The organism is Pseudomonas sp. LS.1a, from assembly GCF_022533585.1.
Lineage (GTDB): Bacteria > Pseudomonadota > Gammaproteobacteria > Pseudomonadales > Pseudomonadaceae > Aquipseudomonas.
Genome location: NZ_CP092827.1, coordinates 3,181,795 through 3,200,447 on the forward strand (window position 1 = coordinate 3,181,795; position 18,653 = coordinate 3,200,447).

The 18,653-nt window shown below is 66.0% G+C and carries 20 protein-coding genes; all 20 read right to left on the reverse strand.

The genetic code is table 11. The features are described 5' to 3' along the window. Positions 1-1,911 (reverse strand): sigma-54-dependent Fis family transcriptional regulator, encoded by a 1,911-nt coding sequence (locus tag MKK04_RS14615; RefSeq protein WP_063914257.1) that lies wholly within the window; start codon positions 1,909-1,911, stop codon positions 1-3. Positions 1,912-2,251: 340 nt separating this feature from the next. Continuing rightward, complete coding sequence (locus tag MKK04_RS14620; RefSeq protein WP_336247165.1) at positions 2,252-2,476, reverse strand: hypothetical protein; 225 nt, start codon at positions 2,474-2,476, stop codon at positions 2,252-2,254. A 559-nt stretch (positions 2,477-3,035) separates the two neighbouring features. Then, the gene (locus tag MKK04_RS14625; RefSeq protein ID WP_063914259.1) at positions 3,036-3,884 is read right to left on the reverse strand and encodes a CsgG/HfaB family protein; all 849 of its coding nucleotides are present in this window, start codon (positions 3,882-3,884) and stop codon (positions 3,036-3,038) included. Between the two features lie 33 nt (positions 3,885-3,917). Next, positions 3,918-4,331, reverse strand: coding sequence for a curli assembly protein CsgF (locus MKK04_RS14630; RefSeq protein ID WP_087501724.1), 414 nt, complete (start codon positions 4,329-4,331; stop codon positions 3,918-3,920). After that, on the reverse strand, positions 4,328-4,729 hold the full coding sequence (gene csgE / locus MKK04_RS14635) for a curli production assembly/transport protein CsgE (RefSeq protein WP_207833361.1): 402 nt from the start codon (positions 4,727-4,729) through the stop codon (positions 4,328-4,330). Before csgE ends, MKK04_RS14630 begins: the two co-directional genes overlap by 4 nt. Then, positions 4,726-5,253, reverse strand: a complete 528-nt coding sequence (locus tag MKK04_RS14640; protein WP_063914262.1) for a type II secretion system protein — start codon at positions 5,251-5,253, stop codon at positions 4,726-4,728. The genes csgE and MKK04_RS14640 overlap by 4 nt, the downstream gene beginning before the upstream one ends. Then, positions 5,228-5,602 carry a type II secretion system protein gene (locus MKK04_RS14645; RefSeq protein ID WP_063914263.1) on the reverse strand — a complete coding sequence of 125 codons (375 nt, stop codon included), beginning with the start codon at positions 5,600-5,602 and terminating at the stop codon, positions 5,228-5,230. The genes MKK04_RS14640 and MKK04_RS14645 overlap by 26 nt, the downstream gene beginning before the upstream one ends. 5 nt (positions 5,603-5,607) lie before the next feature. After that, on the reverse strand, positions 5,608-6,087 hold the full coding sequence (locus MKK04_RS14650; protein ID WP_015270589.1) for a type II secretion system protein: 480 nt from the start codon (positions 6,085-6,087) through the stop codon (positions 5,608-5,610). Next, the gene (locus MKK04_RS14655) at positions 6,084-7,949 is read right to left on the reverse strand and encodes a secretin N-terminal domain-containing protein (protein ID WP_241105608.1); all 1,866 of its coding nucleotides are present in this window, start codon (positions 7,947-7,949) and stop codon (positions 6,084-6,086) included. Before MKK04_RS14655 ends, MKK04_RS14650 begins: the two co-directional genes overlap by 4 nt. After that, positions 7,946-8,455 carry a hypothetical protein gene (locus MKK04_RS14660; protein WP_063914369.1) on the reverse strand — a complete coding sequence of 170 codons (510 nt, stop codon included), beginning with the start codon at positions 8,453-8,455 and terminating at the stop codon, positions 7,946-7,948. The genes MKK04_RS14655 and MKK04_RS14660 overlap by 4 nt, the downstream gene beginning before the upstream one ends. Beyond that, a complete protein-coding gene (gene pilO / locus MKK04_RS14665) occupies positions 8,455-9,018 on the reverse strand; it encodes a type 4a pilus biogenesis protein PilO (RefSeq protein WP_207833356.1) in 564 nt (187 codons plus the stop codon). The genes MKK04_RS14660 and pilO overlap by 1 nt, the downstream gene beginning before the upstream one ends. Then, positions 9,005-9,547, reverse strand: coding sequence for a PilN domain-containing protein (locus MKK04_RS14670; RefSeq protein WP_233687652.1), 543 nt, complete (start codon positions 9,545-9,547; stop codon positions 9,005-9,007). Before MKK04_RS14670 ends, pilO begins: the two co-directional genes overlap by 14 nt. A gap of 1 nt (position 9,548) precedes the next feature. Then, positions 9,549-10,340, reverse strand: coding sequence for a hypothetical protein (locus tag MKK04_RS14675; protein WP_207833353.1), 792 nt, complete (start codon positions 10,338-10,340; stop codon positions 9,549-9,551). Next, positions 10,324-12,129 carry a GspE/PulE family protein gene (locus tag MKK04_RS14680; RefSeq protein ID WP_233694490.1) on the reverse strand — a complete coding sequence of 602 codons (1,806 nt, stop codon included), beginning with the start codon at positions 12,127-12,129 and terminating at the stop codon, positions 10,324-10,326. The genes MKK04_RS14675 and MKK04_RS14680 overlap by 17 nt, the downstream gene beginning before the upstream one ends. 60 nt (positions 12,130-12,189) lie before the next feature. Further along, positions 12,190-12,723 (reverse strand): response regulator, encoded by a 534-nt coding sequence (locus tag MKK04_RS14685; protein ID WP_063914269.1) that lies wholly within the window; start codon positions 12,721-12,723, stop codon positions 12,190-12,192. A 248-nt stretch (positions 12,724-12,971) separates the two neighbouring features. Beyond that, positions 12,972-13,613: a SurA N-terminal domain-containing protein gene (locus MKK04_RS14690; protein WP_207833351.1), complete on the reverse strand. Its 642-nt coding sequence runs from the start codon at positions 13,611-13,613 to the stop codon at positions 12,972-12,974. Between the two features lie 12 nt (positions 13,614-13,625). Beyond that, entirely contained in the window at positions 13,626-15,116 is a 1,491-nt protein-coding gene (locus MKK04_RS14695; RefSeq protein ID WP_241105609.1) for a cytochrome c/ABC transporter substrate-binding protein, read from the reverse strand. 239 nt (positions 15,117-15,355) lie between these two features. After that, on the reverse strand, positions 15,356-16,021 hold the full coding sequence (locus tag MKK04_RS14700) for an SCO family protein (protein ID WP_207833348.1): 666 nt from the start codon (positions 16,019-16,021) through the stop codon (positions 15,356-15,358). Beyond that, the gene (locus tag MKK04_RS14705; protein ID WP_207833346.1) at positions 16,018-16,674 is read right to left on the reverse strand and encodes an SCO family protein; all 657 of its coding nucleotides are present in this window, start codon (positions 16,672-16,674) and stop codon (positions 16,018-16,020) included. The genes MKK04_RS14700 and MKK04_RS14705 overlap by 4 nt, the downstream gene beginning before the upstream one ends. Continuing rightward, the gene (locus tag MKK04_RS14710) at positions 16,671-18,647 is read right to left on the reverse strand and encodes a YncE family protein (protein WP_207833344.1); all 1,977 of its coding nucleotides are present in this window, start codon (positions 18,645-18,647) and stop codon (positions 16,671-16,673) included. Before MKK04_RS14710 ends, MKK04_RS14705 begins: the two co-directional genes overlap by 4 nt. Positions 18,648-18,653 lie beyond the last annotated feature (6 nt).

An 18,653-nucleotide genomic window follows, 5' to 3' on the forward strand; every position in this document is an offset into this window, starting at 1 on the left:
TCAGCCGCGCAACTGCTTTAGCTTGCGGTACAGCGTCGCCCGGCTGATACCCAGCGCCTCGGCCGCCGCGGACACGTTGCCCTGATGGCGCGCCAAGGCGCCACGGATCAGCTCCAGTTCGTTGTCCTTGAGGCTACCGGAGGGTGCCGTGCCGCTGGCCAGTTCGTCCAACAGGCAGTCGGTGAGGTGGTCGAGGGTCAACACCTGCTCACCGTCCTCGCGCATGGCCAGCGCCGTGCGCACGACCATTTCCAGCTGGCGGATGTTGCCCGGCCAGTCGAAGCCTTCGAGCAGCGCGGTCAGGGCCGGGTCCAGGGTCACGCCCCGGGCATCGGACTTGTCCAGCAGCCCCTGGATGATCGCCGCCAGGTCATCGCGCTCGCGCAGCGCCGGCAAGCGCAGCGACACACCGTTGACCCGGTAGTACAGGTCTTCGCGAAAGTGCTGTTCCTGCACCAGGCGCTTGAGGTCGCGGTGCGTGGCACAGATCAAGGCCACGTCGATGTCCTGCTCGTCGCCGGCGCCCAGCGGCGCTACACGGCGCTCCTGCAGTACCCGCAACAGGCGCGCCTGCAGCGCTAGCGGCATGTCGCCGATCTCATCGAGGAACAGCGTGCCACCATGCGCCTGCATCAGCCGCCCGACCATGCCGCCCCGGCGCGAACCGGTGAACGCACCTTCACGGTAGCCGAACAGCTCGGACTCGATCAGCCCTTCGGGAATGGCCGCGCAGTTGACTGCCACAAACGGCTTGTCGGCTCGCGGGCTGGCCTGGTGCAGGGCTCGGGCGACGACCTCCTTGCCGGTACCGGTCTCGCCCAGCAGCAGCACCGGCAGGCCATTGCCCAGCCCCTGGCGGGCCATGCGCAGGTTGCGCGCCAGGCGCGGGTCACCACCGGCCAGGGCGTCGAGTGCCGGCGACTGCTTGCCCAGCGCCGGCTTGCTCACCGGCGTGCTGCCGTTGACCCGGCCATGGCGCGGCAGCTGCAGGGCGCGGAAGTAGAACTCGCCCTTGGCCGTTTGCACGCTGCTCACCCCACCCTGCCACAGACGCGCGATGAAGGCCGGTGATCGTTCACCCAGCAAGTCGCTGCTGCGCCGGCCCAACAGCTCATGGCGCGGCACCTGCAACAGCTGGCAGGCACTGTCGTTGGCGGCCAGCACTTCACCGTCCAGGCTCAGCGCCAGCAGGCCATGCCAGGCGCTGTTGAGGTATTGCGGGCGGCTGTGGAAGGCCAGCACCAATTGCTCCGGGTGGCACAGGCCAAAAAGACGGCTTTCGATGTTGCCGGCGGCCAGCATCAGTGTCGACAGGCTGTCCTGTGGCTGCGCCATCACCCCTTCGCGGGTGATATCGAGCACACCGATCACTTCGCCGCGCGGGTCGCGCAGGGGCACGGAGGTGCAGGAGAACGGGCTGAGGCGGTCGAGGTAGTGTTCGCCGCAATTGATCAGCGTCGGCCGACCTTCCACCACGGCAGTGCCGATGGCGTTGGTGCCACGCAATGACTCGCTCCAGCAACTGCCCGGGTGCAGGTCGCGCAGGCCCTCGCGGCTGAGCACGTGGGTCTGGCCTTCGATGGCCAGCACGTTGGCCTGGGCATCGCCGAGGATGACGATGCCGGCCTTGCCCTGGCGCGCGACCAGGTAGTCCAGTTCGGGGGTAACGGCGTCGACCAGCAGGCGGTTGCGCTCCAGCAGCATGCGCAGGTCGTGACCTTGCTCCAGTCCCAGGCCGACCTGTTCACCTTGCAGGCAATCCAGGCCATGGCCCAGGCTGCGGCGCCAGGAAGCGTCGATCTCGTCGCGCAGCATGCCCAGCGGCAGCTCGCCTTCGCTGGCCAGTTTCAGACGGGCCTGGCGGGATTCGTGCAGCGGGTCGTGGGCGTTTGTTATTAGTTGTCGCGCCATTTTCTGCTCCGGCTGTGCCCCGCCAAGGTGGCGGGGAACGGGCTTGGGAATTTTCCGCAGTGTGCGGGAGAAATCCCTGGCCGTCATCAAGCTGCGGTAGAAGGTGGCATATGGTGACGTTTACGTAAAGGGACACGCAGGAGCACCGTCCTGCTCAAGATCTGCAAGCTTGCGCCATCTTTGTGGGAGCGGGCATGCCCGCGAACACCGGCAAAGCCGGTGCCATCCACCGCGTCGCCTGTTTTGCGGGCACGCCCGCTCCCACAGGTACTGCGCTAGCTGCGAATTGACGCGGTACCTGTGGAGGCGGGTTTACCCGCGAAGAGGCCCTCAAGGTCAATCACGGCTGCCGCTTGGCCAACTGCTGCCTCTCTACCCCATCCAGCAACGCTTCCACCACCGCCTTGGCCGAATCCAGCCCATGGTCATTGCTCAACAACAGATCACGGCAGGTCCCCTTGGCCAGCTCCAGTGCCTTGAGATTGGTCGCAAATGCCCCTTTGAGCAGCGTGGACAGGTGCACCAGCGCATCTTCGTAGTCCACCCCCGAGTGCACGGCAAACAACGGCGGATGGCTGCATTCGCAGGTGGAGAAACTGGAGGATGCCGTGGTGGCGCGTACGGGAGGATCAGGTAAGCCTTTTATCATTGTGTCGCTCCTTGATTCACTGGAGCCGCCACAAATCGCTACCAAACGAGATGGTGACGGCTGTACGCAGGTTGGTAGACCGGGAATCAAGGAAACCGGCGCGCACGGAGGCGCCCTACGCACAGCCGCCATAACACGAAACAGCCGGGCACAAAAAAAGCGCCAACTGTATCGCATAGCGGGCGCTTGTGCGCCTTGATTGATCGCGGGCTACCAAACCCGGCTGCTGGATTTACAGCAGCGGGCAAAGACTACCGATGTCGGGGAAGCGTTTCAAGCGAAGGGAATGTGCAGTAACACTTCCGTTGGCGCCTCTCACTCATCACCGGCCGGCGAATCAGCAGTGATCACCATGTTGTGTCGCCTGCACCGGCCCATTCGCGGGCGCGCCCGCTCCCACAGGGACGGCGCAGGCTTCGAGTTGACGCTGATCCTGTGGGAGCGGGTTCACCCGCGAAGAGGCCCTCAAAGCCAATCACGGCTGCTCATTCTGGCTAAGATACTTGTCCACCGTAGCCTGCCCCTCCCCCGCATCCCCCGCCACCTGCCACAGCCGCCGCTCGATCCCCTGCGCCAGCAAATGCCCCACCGCCGCTTCAATCGCCGACAGCACGCAAAGCTGCGCCGGTTCGTTGGTGGTGTACCCCACCTCGGCCTCCAGCAGCTTCTTGAACTCGATGAACTTGAACACCCCGGCATTGCGGCCGACCGAGTAGATGGTCTTGCTGGTCATCACATTGGCCAGTACCTGCCCGGTGCGCACGTCAACCGCACGCAGGTTCACGGTCACCTGGTCGACGCGGTACTCGCGGGAGATATCTATGCCCAGGTAACGAGCGCCCTCGCCGCCACTGCGCACGTTGGTGTCGTAGGCGATGATGCCGCCCTCCAGCATCAGGTTGGCGGCCTGCAGCGGTGGCAGTTCGCCCATGATGTTTTCCGGCACGTCGGGCTTTTTCTGCGAAGCACGGATGATCTTGCGCTCGGTCAGCAGGTTCTGCAGGCCTTCACGCTCCAGCACCACGAACCAGCCACTGGCGTTCAGGGCGTCCATCAGCATGCTTGCCGCGCCCTGGGTGACGCTGGTGGAGAACGAACTGGCCGGGGTCGGCTTGTACTGCCCGGTCTGGTCGCGGAAGCCATACACCACCGCCATCAACCGGCCCTTGGGCCGTGGCATGTTGATCAGGTCGTAGTAGGTCGACGCCCGTGGGGTCAGGGTCGGGGTTTCCGAGTCCTGTTCGGCGGGCATCGGTTCGCGCAGGCCACAACCGTGCAAACCCAGGGCGGTGAGGATCAGCAGCGTGCTCAGCAGACGTTTCATGGTGTTCTCTCCCCAACAAAAAGCCTTTCCCCCTCAAGGGTTCAGGCCACTGACCTCAATGATCGAAATTTCTCCTGTGGCGCGATCGGTGACCTTGATACTCAAGGCCCCGGAATCGTCGATGACGTCGATGAGAAACGCATCGGTCGCCATGCTGCCGGTGTTGCCGTTACTGATGTTGTCCAGCAACTGCGACAACATCCGCGACTCCAGTTGATTACTGAAGCGCTCCAGGGCCGTGGTGCCGGTAAAGGCCGAGGCACGGTCCTTGAGGTCGGGGTCGTCGTAGTCGTTCTGCGCCTGGGCGTTGTTCAGCAGCCAGGTGCCATTGAGCGGGTTGCCGCCAAAGGCCGGGTTGATCGGGGTGTACACCAGCTCGGTGGCCTGGGCGGCACATGCGCTGGCCAACAGGCAGGCGGCGATGCAACGGGGTATGTGGTGCTTCATAGCTCGTCCCTCTCCAGATCGGTGGTGTCCTGCAGCAGGCGTTGCAACTTGCGCTGAATGATTTGCTGCTTGACCAGGTCGGCTGCTGCAACGGCCTCGTCCTTGAGCTCGGTGGTGTTCGGTGGCAGAAAGCGCCGGTACACCACCTCGCGCTCGAATTCCACGGTGACCAGGCTGCCCCAGCGGGCATCCGGGCGTTCGCGCACCACCAGGTTGAAGTCCAGGCGGCTGGTGGCGCGCAGGCGGTCGGCAAAGTAGTAGTAAAAGTCGTGGCCGATGTGCGAGATGGTGTTGTCGACGATGAAGCCCTGCATCTCGTCCTCGTTCCCGCCCCTGGCCGAGGTGGCCAGCACGGCCACCAGCAGCAGGCCCAGGCACTGCACGGCCAGGCGGCTCATGGCGTGTCTCCCGGGCCGGCATGGGTCTGCACGCCACCGGCACTTTCGGTAAAAGCCTGCTCGGCGACGAACTGCCAGTCGCTGTAGTGCTCCAGCCCTTCAAAACCGCTCCATTCGGCGCTGAAGCCACTGCGCTTGAACGGGGTGGCGTCCGAGCGGCTGTGCACACCAGTAATGCGGCCGTCGATCGAGCGCAGCAGGCCCCATTCGTCACTGTTGGTGATGGGGTCGGGGTACAGCCGGCGAATGTGCCGCCTGGCCTGCGGGAAGCGGTTGTCCTGCAGCAGGTCGGCCAGCTCCTGCGGATACTGGGCCAGCCCCGGCGAGGCGCGGTAATAGCTGCGCAGGGCCTGGGCGTACTGGCTGCCCACCCACAACAGCTGGCGTTCGCGGTCGCGCTGGGCAGCACTGGTCCAGAGCGTGCCGGTGGCGGCCAGGGCCACACTGCTGACCGCAATCAGCAGCAGCACGCCCAGATAGGTGAAGCCACCGTTGGCCTTACCATTCCGCGTACAGGCTGCCATCCCGCGCCCTCCCTGTGGCACCGCTCTTGATATCGGCTACGCCACCGGCCACGCCTTCGGGCGGTGGTACCAGCTGCCAGGCATCGCTGCGCTCGGTGATCGGGTCGACCGGGGTGTTGCGCAGGTAACGCTGCTCCACCAACTGTTCCAGCGAGTCAGGGTAGTGGCCGGTGTCGCCGTAGTAGTGGTCCAGCGCCTCGCGCAGCACCGCCAGGCTCTGGCGCAGGGTGGCTTCGCGAGAGCTTTCCAGGCTGTTGAAATAGCGCGGCATGGCGATGGTCATCAGCGTGGCGATGATCGCCAGCACCACCAGCAGTTCGATCAGGGTGAAGCCTTGGCGGCGTTTCATGGCTGTCACCATTGCCCGTAGGGGATGTTGTTGAGGCCTTTGCCGCGGGCCTTGGAATACACGTCAAACACGTCTTCGCCTTCACGCGGGTTGTCCGGGCTGCTGTCGTAAGCGCGCAGCCCCCAACCGCCTTCGTCCTCACCCTTGGCCGCCACCAGCGGGTCGTGCGGGATGCGCCGCAGGAAGTAGAACTTGGCGCCCTTGGCACTGCGCACATCACGCACACCGTCGACCAGCACCTGCAGGTTCGGCGGGTAGCCACTGGCGTCCAGGCGCTTCTCGATGTAACCGGCATCGAACGCTCGCTTGTAAGCGTCGATAGCGTCGCGAATCTGGTACAGCGCCTCGCGCAACTGTTGTTCCTTGCCGCGGCGCACCACGGTTTCGGTCAGCGGCGCAGCCATGCTGGCGAGCAGCCCGAGCAGTGCCAGGGTCAGCACCACCTCGATCAGGCTGAACCCCTGCATGCGGCGCTGCGCGATCATGGCCGTGGGCTCCCTTTGGCCGGGGCGACCGCCATCTGGCTGTCTGCCACCGGGGTATCGGTGGTCGGGGCATTGCCAGGTACATCTGCCGGCGGCAGCGGCGCCATTTGCCGCACCTGCATGGCCGACTCGGTGCCGGTGGCGAACTCCATGTCCGACGGGCTCTGGTACGGCAGGTTGCGCACGATGCGCGGAGTAATCGCCAGCACCAGCTCCGACTTGCTCATGTCGTCCTTGTTGCTGCCGAACAACCGGCCCAGGCCGGGGATGTCGCCAAGGCCCGGGATCTTGTTGCCGCTGGCGTTGTGGTCGTTGCGCACCAGGCCGGCCAGCACCTGGGTTTCGCCATCGTGCAGGCGCAGGGTGGTCTGGGCGTTGCGGGTGTCGACCTGGACCGGGATGGTGCCTTGGCGCGTGGCTTCCAGCGGGGTGGCGTTGCTCACCTCCAGGGCTACCTTGATCGCCACTTCGTTGTTCAGGTGTACGGTAGGCTGCACTTCAAGCTTCAGACCCACGTCCAGGTAGGTCACGCTCTCGGTAATCACCGGGCCCTGGGTGGACGGCACCGAGGTGGCACTGATGATCGGTACCCGCTGGCCGATGTGGATGCGCGCCTGCTCGCGGTTGCTGACGCGGATCACCGGGCTGGCCAGGGTGTTGATGTCCTTGTCCTGGGCGTTGATCTTGGCCTGCGGCGCCGGCGCGATGCTGATGCGGCTGGAGTCGATGCCCTTGAGCTGGTCGAGCACGCTGACCGGCTGGCCGTCGGAGCTCAGCACGCCGAAGGTGTTGGGCCATTGCAGGCCAAGGTCGAGGATGCGCGAGGTGGCCACTTCCATCACCTCCACTTCCAGCACCACCTCGGGGTTGGACTGGTCCTGCGATTGCAGCAGCTTCTCGGCCATGCGCACGGCATCGGGGGTGTCGCGCATGGTCAGGGTGTTGAGGCGTTCGTCGACGAACACGTCGCGGGTCTTGAGCATGGTCTTGACCATGTTCAGCGCGGTGTTGGAGTCGATGCTGGTCAGGTAGAAAGTGCGCATGACCAGTTCCTGATAGTCCTTGGTCTTCTGCGGCGAGTCGGGGTAGATCATCAGGGTGTTTTCATTGACGATCTTCTGCCGCAGCTGGTTCTGCTCCAGCAGCAGCGCCACGGCGTCCTCGATGCGCAAGTCGCGCACAAAGATGGTGGCCTTCATGTCCGGGCGCATGTCCTTGTCGAAGATGAAGTTGATGCCGGCGACCTGGGACAGCACCTCGAAAATGGTCTTCAGGTTGGCATCGCGAAACTCCAGGGTCACCGGCCGTTCCAGCTTGCTGCGCAGCTGCGGGAAGGGTTGCGCGGTGCGCGCCTGGACATTCTCGATGTCGCTGCGCAGGGCCACGCCCTTCTGGTTCTGCGGGTCCAGGCGCAGCACTTCGCGCATGTAGCGCTCGGCACCGAACAGGTCGCCCTGGCGCAGCGCCGCCTGGCCCAGCGCCACGCGCTCGTCGAGGGTGCGGATCAGCTCCAGCTGGCGGATGCCTTCCTGGGCGCGACGGTTGTTCGGCTCCAGGGTCAGCACCCGGCCATAGCCCATGCGGGCGCCAGCGAAGTCGTGACGAATGCGGCCGGCATCGGCCTGGGTCAGCAGTGCCTCGACCGCGGCCTGGCGGCTGTGGGCCAGGGCGATGTTCAGCTCGGTGTCACGCGGGTCCTCGCGCAGGGCTTCTTCCAGGCGGGCGATGCCGGCTTCGTACTGGCCCTCCTTCATCAGTTGGTCGCTGTCCTCGCGTACCGCACTGGAGCCGCAGCCGGCAATGGCCACGCACAGCGCCACAAGCAGGAACGGAGCCGGGTTGCACAGCTTTGACGACTTCATGGTGCGCTCCCTACAGACAAAGTCTGCGACTGATGCAAAGGCAGGTAGACCAGGTGCAGCTCGCTGGCCGATACCCGATCGAGGCGGTAGGTGTCTTCGATCACGTCGCCCTGGCGCACGACGTAGAGTTTTTCGCCGCTCTGCAGGAAGATCTGCAGGTCGTCGCGGTCGCCGATGCGGCCGATGAACTGGAATGGCAGGTCCGGGGCGGTCGGGGCTGCGGCTACGGCGGGCGCGGTGACCACGGGTTGTTCGGTGACGGTGGCCAGGGCTTGGGGTTTGGTCCATTGCTGGGTTGGGAAGAGATCTCTTGAGGCCTGTTCCGGTCTATTCGCGGGTAAACCCGCTCCCACAGGGACCGTGGATACCGCCGGTTCTGTGGGAGCGGGTTTACCCGCGAAGGCCGTGACGCCGTCGTCCCGGCCAAACCAGTGCCCCGGGGCCCAGGCCAGCGCCGCGCTCACGCCGAGGAAGCCAACCCAGATGACAGCACGTTGTGTGTTCATCACGACCTCGACAGGTAAAGGGTCATGCGCAGGCGGGCGTTGAGCTCGCTGTCGCCAATGCGTTTGCGTTGCAGCTCCAGGTCTTCCAGTACCAGGGTCGGCAACTGCTTGAGCAGCCCCTTGAGGAAGCCACGAATCTGCGGGTAGCTGCCGCGTACCGGCAGCACGATCTGGTAGCGCGCCAGTTGCGTCTTGGGGTCGATGCCCAGGGCGTATTCGCCACGCGCGAGGCTGATGTGCTCGGCGCTGGCCAGGTGGTACAGGCGCTCGATCAGCGCGCTGGCCTGGGGCTGCCCCGGCAGTTGCTGGCGCAGGCTGTCGAGGGCCTGCTGCTCGGGTTTGATGGCAATCTTCAACTCGCCACGCCTGACCCGCTCGACCTGCACCCTGGCGTCCGCTTCGCTGGCGCGCAGTTCGCGCAGGTTCTGCCATTGCGGCAACACCCCGACGCACAGCACGCCCACGGCCAGCAGGCCCACCGCAACCGCAGCCAGGCCAACCGGGCCGACGCGACGCAGGCGCTCCTGGAGGATCAGGCTGTTCAGCGATTCACGGGCGCGCATGGCCGGTCTCCCAGGTGGCGGTGAGGGTGAAACGCACCGGGTGCTCGGGCTGTGCGGCCAGCACCTCATGGTTGAGCAGCGACACATCGCTGAGCTCGGCACTGGCCTCCAGGCGCTGGTGGTACTGCAGCATCGCTTCCAGGTTGCGCGCCTCGGCGGTGATGCGCAGCTGGCCTTTGCGCGCGTCGGGGGCCAGGCTGAGCAGCGCCACGTCGTCCTGCGGCTGCGCTTCGAGCATGGCGAACAGTTGCTGCCAGGGCCGTTGCAGCTGCTGCGAGACGCTTTGCATCTGCGCCAGGCGCTCGGCCTGTTCGCGGCTGGCGGCGCTGCTCAGCGGTGCGACGGTGGCCGGGCGACGGCCCAGTTGCTGCTCCAGGCTGTGCACGCTGGCCTCCCGTTCGACCTGCTCGGCCTGCAAACTTTGTTGCAGCAGCACCAGGCCTGCGACCATGGCGCTCCCCACTGCAAGCAGCGACCAGGCCAACGGGCTGCTGCGCCGGGGCTGGAATTCCAGGTCGAGGCGGCGCATGTCAGGCCACCGCCCGCCACATGGCGCACAGCGGGTCGGCGTCGGTGGCCGGCTGGCACAGCTGCACCGCCGCCAGTTGCGGCACGTCGCCCCGGCCCGGGGCATGCAGGTAGACCCGTGGCAGGTGCTCGCCGTACAGCTCGCAAGTACGCTCGATCAGTGCTTGCAGGGCCTGGTCGCTATCGGCGCAGCCTTGCGCCAGCACTTGCTGCCAGGCCCCCCCGGCAGCCAGCAGCAGCACGCTGCGGCGCGGTTCGGCCAGGACGAACAGGAAGTCGCCCTGCTCCAGCTGTGCCGAGCAGCGGTTGTAGGCAGCCATCAGGTACGGCTGCACCGAGCGCAGGCTCAGGTGGCTTTCCCGGCCCAGCGCCTGCAGCCGCTGCAGCAGGGCTTCGGGCAGCGCCGTGGCGATGCGTGCGGCACCGGCCGGCTCGGGCGAGAGCACGATGCGCCAGTCGTCCAGCGGCTGACCGTAGAGGTTTTCGAAGCAGGCCCGGGCGTAGGCATCCAGTTCGCGCGGGTGGCTGATGGCATCACTCCAGGGCACCAGGCAGAACCGGCTGTAGCGGGCCGACAGCAGCACCCGCAACTGGGCACCGCGCACGGCATGCTCGGCCAGCAACGTGGCCAGGGCGTCGACGGCGGCTTCCCAGGCCGGCTGGGCGGCATCACAGGTGAAGTCACGGCTGCCCAGCCACTGGTGGTGGTTGGCGTGCCAGCTACCCAGGCCTACACCTTCGGCACCGAGTACGGCGCTGTATCTATAAGAGCCACGATCAGATGAATGTGACACGGTTGATCTCCTCGAGGGTGGTACGGCCATCACGGACCAGGTCCAGGGCCGAGGCCCGCAGCAAGCGCAGGCCGCGCTGGCAGGCGAGGGTCTTGATCTGCGACAGGGGGCGGCGCTCGACGATCATCTGCCGCAGGTCGTCGTCCAGGTGCAGCAGTTCGGCGATGGCGCTGCGGCCGCGGTAACCACTGCCGCGGCACTGGCCGCAGCCCTGGGCGCGGACGAACCTCCAGCCAGCCACGCCCTCACGGGTCAGGCCCGCGCCATACAGGGTTTCGTCATCCACTTCGCACGGCGTCGCGCAGTGCGGGCAGGCCAGGCGGATCAGGCGCTGGGCCAACACCGCATTGAGCGCGGAAACGAAGCTGTAGGGGTCGACCTGCATCTGGCTGAAGCGGCCGATCACATCGAACACGTTGTTGGCGTGGATGGTGGTGAACACCAGGTGGCCGGTGAGCGCCGACTGCACGGCAATCTGCGCGGTGTCCGGATCGCGGATTTCGCCGACCAGGATCTTGTCCGGGTCGTGGCGCAGGATCGAGCGCAGGCCGCGGGCGAAAGTCAGGCCCTTCTTCTCGTTGACCGGAATCTGCAGGACGCCGGGCAGCTGGTATTCGACCGGGTCCTCGATGGTGATGATCTTGTCCACGCCGTGGTTGATCTCGCTGATCATGGCGTACAGGGTGGTGGTCTTGCCGCTGCCGGTGGGGCCGGTGACCAGGATCATGCCGTAGGGTTCGGCCGCCAGCCGGCGCAGGGCGCGCAGGGTTTCCTCGGCAAAGCCCAGGGCCTGCAGCTGCACGCCGCTGACCCGGTCGGACAGGTCCTGCTTGTCGAGTACCCGCAGCACCGCGTCTTCGCCAAAGATGCTGGGCATGATCGATACCCGGAAGTCGATTTGCCGGTCGCCCACGGCAACCTTGAAACGGCCGTCCTGGGGCACGCGCTTTTCGCCGATGTCCAGCTCGGCCATTACCTTGATGCGCGAGATCACCTGGTCGGCGAAGGCGCTGCCGCTGGCCTTGCCAGCGCCGTTGAGCACGCCGTCGATGCGGTACTTGATGGTCAGGCCCTGGCCGGTCATGCCCAGGTGGATGTCGCTGGCGTGCAGCTTGAGGGCGTCGTACAGGGTGGAGTTGACCAGCTTGACCACGCGGCTCTGGTCCTCGCTGATGCTGGCCAGCGACAGACGTTGTAGCGGGTCGCTTTCGCTGCTGGCTTCGGTGTCGTGGTCTAGGGCGTCCACGGCGTGGAAGCTTTCTTCGTGGCGGGCCAGGAAGGTGGCCAGGTCTGCGGCATGGGCCAGGTACAGCGGTGCGCCTTGCAGCACATCGTCGACCCAGGCCAGGCGGGCGTGGTCGAAGGGGTCGGCGAACACGCCCAGCAGTTGACCGCCCTGCTCGATCAGCACGAATTCACGCTTCAGGCACATCGCCAGGCTGACCTTGTCGAAGCGTGGGGTGCTGGCCAGCAGCGATTGGCTGTCCAGCACCGGGTAATGCAGGGTCAGGCCCAGACGCTGGGTGAAGGTATCGGGGGTGTCGCAGGCCAGCTGTTCCAGGCGGGTGAGCAGGCGTTCGTCGCTGGTTTGCAGGCGGGCCTGGGCCAAAAGGTCGCGGGGGTAGGCTGAATGTTCTGTGGCCTGAGCTGGCCCTTTCGCGGGTGAACCCGCTCCCACAGGATTCCCGCTGCCTTCAAGATTGCAGTGTACCTGTGGCAGCGGGTTTACCCGCGAAGAGGCCGGTGCAGGCGGTAGAGCTTCCTGGGTTGCATCGAATGCTTCTGGCATGGCCTGCGACTCCGCTCAGGGGCGCGTCGCAGGCTGGCTCGGCCAGGGGTGCGGGCGCCGCTATTCCCCTGTGAGCAGTTGATCGTCGTCGGGCCCTGGGGGCTTGGCGCCATTACGGCGGCGGTCGGCCAAAACCCAGCTTCCATCGTACAACTGCAGGGGGAACGATTCGTTCCTGTTCTGGCGTCGTTCGACAAACCCTTCAGCCGGGTTGTCCGTGGCCCTGCGCCGGCGCTCGATGCCCATCAGGTCGAAGATCGCACGGGCCAGTTCCACCAACGGGAACGGCTTGAACAGGACATGGCTCACACCCAGTTCGGCGGCCCGCTCACGCACTTCGACGGTGGGGTGGGCGGTAATCAGCACGAAGTGGCACTGCCTGTTCTTGCGTACGGTCTCCAGAACCTGAAAACCCTCCATGTCGGGCAAGCGGTAATCCAGCACGATCACTTGCGGTGCCAGGCTTGCAGCCTGTTCGATACCACTGGCACCGTCGTGGGCAACATGAACTTCCAGGCCTTGCGCCTGCAGGTACGCTTGCAGGTTCTGCGCAAGAGTCTGTTCGTCATCGACTACCAATACTCTGTTCACCAAGGTCGACTCCCAAGAACTGCCCGGTTACCCGGTTTGCGAAGTGCGCCCCTGTACAGGCTTGAGCAGGCTTCGTGCCAGGCGTGAATAGTCATGCTGCACCACTGTAAGTCATTGATTTACCAAGGGCGCCGATCAACACCCATAAGGCGGCGGGCAGGCACACCCGCCCGGTTCCCCATATGCGGGGAAAATGATGGCACACTGCCATTTCTTTATTCCCCAGCATTGGGGAAACGCCATCACGGGCCTCAGTCGGCAATCTCCACGGTAGCGGACGCACGCAAACGTTGGCGCACGGACTGGCGCGCCTGCGCCTCCCGCTGCCCGATGAGTGTGGCCCTGGCCAGGACCAGACCCTGTTCGCGTATGATCGAAGGCTTGTCACTTTGTTGCTGCGCTCCTTGCAGGGTTTCCCGGTTGGCATCATAGAATGCCTCGACTTCGGCCTGGCTGGGCGCGGCGACCGCGCTGAGCAGGGCATACACCTGCTGCGCGGCCAGCTCGTGCCGGGTGTAGTCATTGTACTGTGCCCTATCGAAACCCGCTTCCGCCAGCCGCCGTTCAAAAATTGCCGGGCTGCCAGACGCGGCCTCGACTTCGCCGACATGCGCCGACACCTGCTCGTCGCTGATGGCTATGCCGCGGCGCTGGGCCTCCTGCCACAACAGCTCCTTGTCGATCAGTTCATCCAGGGCCTGGTCGCGCAGGCGCTTGTACAGCGTCGGGTTGCGGATGCTGGCCACCGTGCGGCCCTGGGCGTCCAGGTACTCGCTGAAATAGCGCTCCAGGCGCGCCACTTCGATCTCCACACCGTTGACCCGCGCCGCCGCCACATCGGCCCAGCTTGCCTTGGCCAATACCTGCAACAGGCACAACAACAGAACACGCATGGCAACCTCCGCTCAAGGGCTGTCCGGCACTGGCCGGTAGGGGGTGACCGCGGTGAAGCGCGGCCCGGGCAGGGCCACCGCCACCACATGGGCACCGGCCATGCCCTGGCGGCGACCGGGGCCGAAGCCCAAGGCCGGGGTCAGGCCGGTGGGCACATCATGCAGACCTTCCAGCGCGGCAATCAGCTGCTCGCGGCTGGTGTCACGGCCAGTCTGCTTCAACGCTTCGCTCAACAGCCGCAGGGCGCACAGGGTGTTGACCTGCAACGACGCCTGGCGTGGGTCGAGGCCTTGGCGCTGTTGCAGGCCGGCCAGCGCGGCCAGGCCCTGCCCGGTCCAGTCCTCGGGCACGTAGGGATACGCCAGGAACACCCGTTGCGACCACGCCTCGGGCAAGTGCGCCACGGCGCTGGTCACCTGGCTGGAGGCGGCAAACAGGTACGGCTGGCGGCCAGCTGCATGCAGCGCCGAGGCCAATTCGGCAAAGGCCTGGGCACGGCCGAGGAAGACAATGCCCTGCCCGTCCACTACCTGGCCAGCAAAGGCCTGGACGGCGGGTAGTGCCCAGCCCTGCTGAAGCAGGCGTTCGCGCACTTGCTCGGCCAACGCCGCTTGCTCATTGCCGGCATACACCACACGCAGGTCGCCCGCTGCCAGGCCCAACGCCGCACGGGCGTGACCTGCCAGGCTCAGCAGTTGCGCGGGCAAGCCGGGCAAGGGGTCAAAGATCTGTACGCTGCCGCCACTACGTGGGGTGCTGCCGATCAGCGGTACATTCTGTGGCGCCAGCAAGGTTGTCAGGCGCTGGTCGAGCATGGGCGCCAATGGCGCGATCAGGGCGAACACCTGCTCCTGCTCCAGCAACTGCTGCAGCGCCCGTTCGGCGCTGGCCGGGTCGAAGCCCGGGTCGAGCACTACCAGTTCCAGGCGTCGCCCGTGGATGCCGCCCTGCTGGTTGAGCTGCGCCAGGCCGTCTTCCAGCACCGCACGCACCACCTGCCCGGCCTCGGCCAGCGGGCCAGACGCCGGCAGCAAGGTACCCAGGCGCAGCACGCCCTCCTCCACGCCAGGGTCGCGGTCCTGGGCCAGGCGCTTGAGGTAGGCCGTAAGGTTGCGCTGGTCGGCCAGGGTCAGCTCGAAGCGCGGCATGGCCGGGTCCAGGCGATTGCCGGCCGGGTCGACGCCTTGCTGAATGGCCCGGGCCAGGCTGCTGTCGGTGTATGCCGGGTAGCGGCGGCCGTTGCTTTCGCGTTCGCCTTGGCCTTGCGCCAGGCGCTGCCAGTCTAGGCTGGGTGGCCGCACACCACCTTCGGCACGACCGCGGCCATCGTTGCCGTGGCAGCTGGCGCAGGGCAGCACGCTGGCGGGGACCGTCATGTCGCTGGCGCCGACCCGGGCTTGCAGCTGCGCGTCACTGCTGGAGACGCCCTCGCGGTAGAGGCGTTTGCCGGCTTGTTCATGTTCGGTCAGGTCCAGGGCAAAGGCAGAAAATAAGGGTGCCATGCCGAGCACGAACGCCAACCAGATCGCAAGCCCTGTGGGAGCGGTCTTTGTGGGAGCGGCCTTGCGTCGCGAAAGGGCTGCGCAGCAGCCCCAGCGATAGTTGCACCAGCCCAGAAAACGGGGAGCGCTGCGCGCTCCTTTCGCGACGCAAGGCCGCTCCCATAAAGACCGCATCCACAAAGGGAGTTCCCAGAGTGGCAGATGCCACAGAGGCCAATGCCGCAGGGATCGCATGATACTCACCGGTCTGCCAAAGGCAGGGCCAGCAACTGCATGCGCTGGGCAATCGCCGCGGGCGGTGCATCCGGGCGGATCTTGCTCCAGCGCTTGCCGGCCACATCGCCGGCAATCAGCTGTGTGGAATGCTGCTCGGGGCTGGGCAGGAACTGGCCAATGCGCCCAAGCACCAGGTCGACATTGGCCTTGTCGCCGGTCAGGAACAACCAGTTGGGCCCATCCACGCCCTGCTTCTCGGCAAACGCCTTGAGCACCTCGGGGGTGTCGTTGAGCGGGTCGCTGCTGATCGACACGAAGGTCACCTGGCTGGCCAGCTGTGGCCCCATGGCCTCACGTACTTCGCGCAACTTGCGGGTAATCAGCGGGCAGGCGTCGGTGCAGTGGGTGAAGATCACGTTGAGCATCACCACCTTGTCCTTGAGCACATCGCTGTAGAAGCGCAGCTCGCGGCCGTTCTGGTCCTTGACCACAGTGTCGGTGAACCAGGTCCGGGCATCGCGGGTGCCGCCGCCACTGGTCATCGCCTGCGGTGCCGGCTGCGGTTCGGGCGCCTGCGGGGCATGGCCCTCATGGGCGAACGCCACCGAAGCGAGGATCCACAGGCAGCCACCCAGCACCAGCCAGTCAAAACCGCGCATCCCGACGCGGCGGGAGCTTACCTGGCTCATGGTTGCACCTCGTGATGGTCGGCAATGGCCGTGCTCTTGGCATGCACCCGGCGGGCGCCCAGGCGGTTGATTTCGTCGATCAGCACCGCCGGGTCGGTAAACCCGTAGTAGCGCGTCCAGTGCCCGGTGCGCCCGTCACCCACCAGGATCAGCGGCGGGTGCTGGCTGAGGTCGGCGCTGAAGCTGCCCAGGCCCTTGAGGGTTTCGCTGATGGCGTACGGCGTGCCGGTCAGCCAGCTCCAGCCCGGCCCCTTCTGGAAAGCCTTGGCGTAGTCTTGCAGGCGCTTGGCGTCGTCACGCTGCGGGTCGACGCTGATCGACACCAGATGAATCTCTTGCCCTACCCGGCCACCCAGTTGCTGCTGGACCTTGCCCATGATCGAGGACACCACCGGGCACACCGTGGTGCAACTGGTGTAGATAAAGCCCATGACCACCAGGTGGTCGCCCACCAGGTCTTTTTCCAGGCGTACCGGCATGCCGTCCTGGTTCAGCAACGATACATCGGCAAAACGCACGCTGGCCTTTTCCTGGCGCGCCGCCGGCGGCTGTTCGGCGTGGCCGTTGTGGTCGTGGCCGCCATGGGCCAGGGCCAGGTTGCTGGCAAAGGCCAGGCTCAGGGCCAACAGTTTGCAAGCATGCTTGGCGTTCATCGCAGATTCCTCACGTCAGTCTCGGAAGCGTTGGACGTTGTGGCCGGCAGGACACGCAGGCTGGTGTAGTTTTCTTCGGCGAACCTGCGCCCCAGCGACGGCGACTGCACATGCAGGTACCAGGCGCCGGCTTCGGGCAGGGTCAGGGCCGCTTGATAGATGCCCTCGCCCACCTCCTCCAGCTGCAGGTTGCGCGGCATCGACGAAGGCGCCAGGAAGTAGCGCAGGCTCAGGTCGCTCAGGCCCAGGCGCGGCAGGCCGTCGTCGCCGACAATGCGCACCCGGGCGGTAATCGAGCTGTGCTGCGCCAACGGCCGGTCCAGGCCGATGAACTCGGCGTGCGCGCCCTTGCGCTTGCCGGCATTCGGCGCTTCGGCCACGTCGGTGCTGAAGCAGTGGATGATCTGCGGCTGGTTGAGCAGAAACGCCACGTCGAACTTGCCGGCCGCGGGCATCTTCACCGTCGAGCCGTACACGCCCGGCGCCAGCTCGCGCAGGCTGCGGTCGACGACGATGGCGGCGCGGGCCTGGTGGCCACGGTTGTTGTAGCCGGACATCGGCGCGTTCATGCCTTCGGCGTAGAAGTAGGTGGTGTTGTCCACCGGGTTGACCACGAACACCGAATTGTCGTCACGCGACACCGACAGCCCCTGGGCCAGCGGCAGGTCACCGGCCTGGCGTGGCGCCGCCGGGCCGGCCTCGAAGCCCTGGACGATCGGTGAGCGCCCTTCGCCCAGGCTGGCCAGGTTGATCATGCTCACCTTCGGCGAAGCCAGGCCGCGCACGTAGGCATAGCCCTTGGTGAAGGTCAGCTGGTAGGGTTCGGCCGCTACCGGGATATGGTGGATCAGCTTGTCGGTACTGGCGTCGATCACCAGGGCCTGGTTCTCCAGGGTGTTGAGCACGATGCCGTAGCGGCCATCGCTGCTGAAGCGCATCGGCCCCAGGCCCTGCTCCGCCTGGACCATGTGGCGCAGCTGGTGGTTGCGGGCATCGAACACCCGCACGCTGCCCTCCTCGCCATCGACCACGTACACCGCCTGGGACAGCGCCGAATAGCTGACCGACAGCGGGTGCGGGCCAACCTTGATGGTTTTGACCAGGCGCATTTCCGGGATGTCGATGACGCTCAGGGTGCCGCTGTCGCGGTTACTGACATAGGCGTAGCGCGAGTCGGCGCTGAAGGCGATTTCGTGGTGCCCGCTGCCGGTGTTGAAGGTTTTCAGGGTGTTGCGCCCCGGCACATCGATCACCGTTACGCCGCCCTTGGCCGGATCACTGCTGTTGTTGCCCACCCACAACCGGTGCTGGTCCGGCTGCAGGGCCACGCGCAGCGGCTGGTCACCGGCGTCCAGGTCAGCCACGCGGGTGAAGGTTTCGGTGTCGATCACCGAGACCTTGCCGCGCTCGGGGATGGACACGAACACCTGTTTGTCGTCACCGGTGGCCACCCAGTCCATGGGCCGCCCAGGCAGGTCGATGCGGGCCAGGGTGCTGGTCACGCCCCCCACCGATACGGTCGGGTCGATTACCGTCAGGCTGGCGTCCTTGTTCATCATCAACAGGAAGTAGCTGTTCAGGTCGAGCAACGGCCGGGCGCCGATGCTGCTTTTGAGGAACAGCGCGACACGGGCCTTGCAGCTCTGGTCGCGGTCGCCCTCCGGGGCCGACTGCGTCGGGTCGATCCACGCCCCCGGGGCCATACCCGACAGCGGCTGGCCACTGGCCTGGTCGCTGACCTTGAAACGGATGTTGGCGAAACTGCCTTCCTGCAACTCGCCCCCCGCCAGCGGCCGGGCCTCGAACTCCACGGTCACGCCGTCCCGGCTGAGCCGGTGCAAGGCCTGCGGGTCGGCAGACTCCTGCAACAGCTCACGCGGATCGCACCAAAGGTTTTCATACGCCACGCCCAGGCCGATCAGCGCAACTCCCAGTGCTACCCCCAAGTAAGCAGGGCGAGTCTTCTTGTTCATGCTCGC